At 61.6% G+C, this 2,086-nt stretch carries 3 protein-coding genes; all 3 read left to right on the top strand.

The genetic code is table 11. The features are described from left to right. Window positions 1-802: signal recognition particle-docking protein FtsY (ftsY, locus tag EN749_RS34695; protein WP_128364866.1), on the top strand; the 802-nt coding region annotated here is incomplete at its 5' end. A 61-nt stretch (window positions 803-863) separates the two neighbouring features. Next, a complete protein-coding gene (locus tag EN749_RS34690) occupies window positions 864-1,538 on the top strand; it encodes a septation protein A (RefSeq protein WP_128364865.1) in 675 nt (224 codons plus the stop codon). Window positions 1,539-1,633: 95 nt separating this feature from the next. Next, window positions 1,634-2,086 (top strand): MSMEG_1061 family FMN-dependent PPOX-type flavoprotein (locus tag EN749_RS34685; protein ID WP_128364864.1); only part of this gene is annotated, 453 nt, incomplete at its 3' end.

Below are 2,086 nucleotides of genomic sequence, written 5' to 3'. Positions count from 1 at the left end.
CCTCGAGGATGTGCTGATCCGTGCCGATCTCGGCATGGAGACGGCCTTGCGCGTTACCGACGCGCTGGCCGCCAGCCGCTACGGCAAGGACGTCTCGGACACCGAGGTTCGCGCCATCATGGCTGCCGAGGTGGAAAAGGTGTTGACCCATGTCGCCATGCCGCTGGAGCTCGACCTCTCGCATAAGCCGCATGTCATCCTGGTGGTCGGCGTCAACGGTACCGGCAAGACCACGACCATCGGCAAGCTCGCCGCCAAGCTCACCGATGGCGGGCTGTCGGTGATGCTCGCCGCCGGCGACACCTTCCGCGCCGCTGCGATCGAGCAGCTGAAGATCTGGGGCGAGCGGACGAAATCGCCGGTCATCGCCTCCAAGATCGGCGCCGATGCCGCAGGGCTCGCCTATGACGCCTTCGAGAAGGCCAGGGAGGCCGGTTCCGACGTGCTGATCATCGACACCGCCGGCCGCCTGCAGAACAAGACCGAACTGATGGCCGAGCTCGAAAAGATCGTCCGCGTGCTTGGCAAACTCGACCCGGAAGCGCCGCACACCGTGCTGCAGACAGTCGACGCCACCACCGGCCAGAACGCGCTCAACCAGGTCGAGATCTTCCGCCATATCGCCGGTGTCAACGGCCTGGTGATGACCAAGCTGGACGGCACGGCACGCGGCGGTATTCTGGTGGCGATCGCGGCAAAGCACAAATTGCCGGTCTATTTCATCGGCGTCGGCGAACAGGTCGACGACCTCGAACCGTTCTCAGCAAGCGAATTCGCCAGGGCGATCGCTGGAGTAGCCTAACAAGCATGTCCCAAAAAGGTGCAGACTTTTTGGATCAGATCATGCGCAAGAAAGAGATTCCATGAACCCACCCATTCTCGAACGCGATCCGTCGGACCCGCAGAAGCAGAAGAAGGAAGGCGTCAATCCGCTGCTCAAGCTGGTGCTGGAGCTGGGTCCGTTGATGGTGTTCTTCTTCGCCAATGCGCGCGGCGGATGGCTGGTGCAGAAATTCCCTGTTCTGGCCGAGTTCGGCGGGCCGATCTTCGTTGCCACCGGGCTGTTCATGGCCGCCACGGCAATCGCCCTGATCGCCTCGTGGCTGCTCACCCGCACCTTGCCGATCATGCCGATGGTGTCGGGCGTCGTCGTCTTCATCTTCGGCGCGCTGACGCTCTATCTGCAGGACGACGTCTTCATCAAGATGAAGCCGACCATCGTCAACACGCTGTTCGGCGGCGTGCTGCTCGGCGGCCTCTACTTCGGCAAGTCGCTGCTTGGCTATGTCTTCGATTCAGCCTTCAGCCTCGACGCAGATGGCTGGCGGAAACTGACCTTCCGCTGGGGCCTGTTCTTCCTGTTCCTGGCCATCGTCAATGAGGTGGTGTGGCGCAATTTTTCCACCGACGCCTGGGTTACTTTCAAGGTCTGGGGCATCATGCCGATCACGCTTCTGTTCACCTTCAGCCAGATGCCGCTGATCCTGCGTCATTCACTCGAGGACAAGGCCGGCAAAGAAGAGAAGGCCGGGAAATAGAGCAACTCCAGGAAAGGTGTCCGGAGCTGCGTCAAAACAAAGGGAAACAGCGGTTCTGCGTTCGTGAGACAATGAACCGTTCCGGGGAGAGGGACATGGAATTCATCACCACGCACGACCAGTTGAGGACGATCTACAAGACGCCACGGCCGACCGACGGTTCTATCCGCAAGGAGCTGAAAAAACTTGACGGCCATTGCCGCTCCTTCATCGGCAAGAGCCCGTTCGTGCTGATCGGCTCGTCCGACGGTGCCGGCAACGCCGACGTGACGCCGAAGGGCGACAAGCCGGGCTTTGCCACCGTTCTCGACGACACCACCATCGCCATTCCCGACCGGCCCGGCAACAACCGGCTCGACACGCTGGAGAACATCCTCCTCAATCCCTCGGTCGGGCTGCTCTTCCTCATTCCCGGCATGAACGAGACGCTGCGCGTCAACGGCGATGCCCGCATCACCGTCGACGCAAATTTGCGCGAACGGCTCGCCGTCGACGGCAGGGAGCCGCAAAGCGTCGTCGTGGTCAGCATCAAGGCCGCCTACATGCAC

The sequence above is a fragment of the Mesorhizobium sp. M7A.F.Ca.ET.027.02.1.1 genome (genome assembly GCF_004022985.1).
Classification (GTDB): Bacteria; Pseudomonadota; Alphaproteobacteria; order Rhizobiales; family Rhizobiaceae; genus Mesorhizobium.
Note: the sequence above shows the minus strand (reverse complement) of the source record. Positions and strands in the feature narration are given on the sequence as shown.

What these genes read in the sequence shown, in the direction of transcription:
- EN749_RS34690 (WP_128364865.1), top strand. Translation starts at nt 864, where the DNA reads ATGAACCCACCCATTCTCGAACGCGATCCGTCGGACCCGCAGAAGCAG.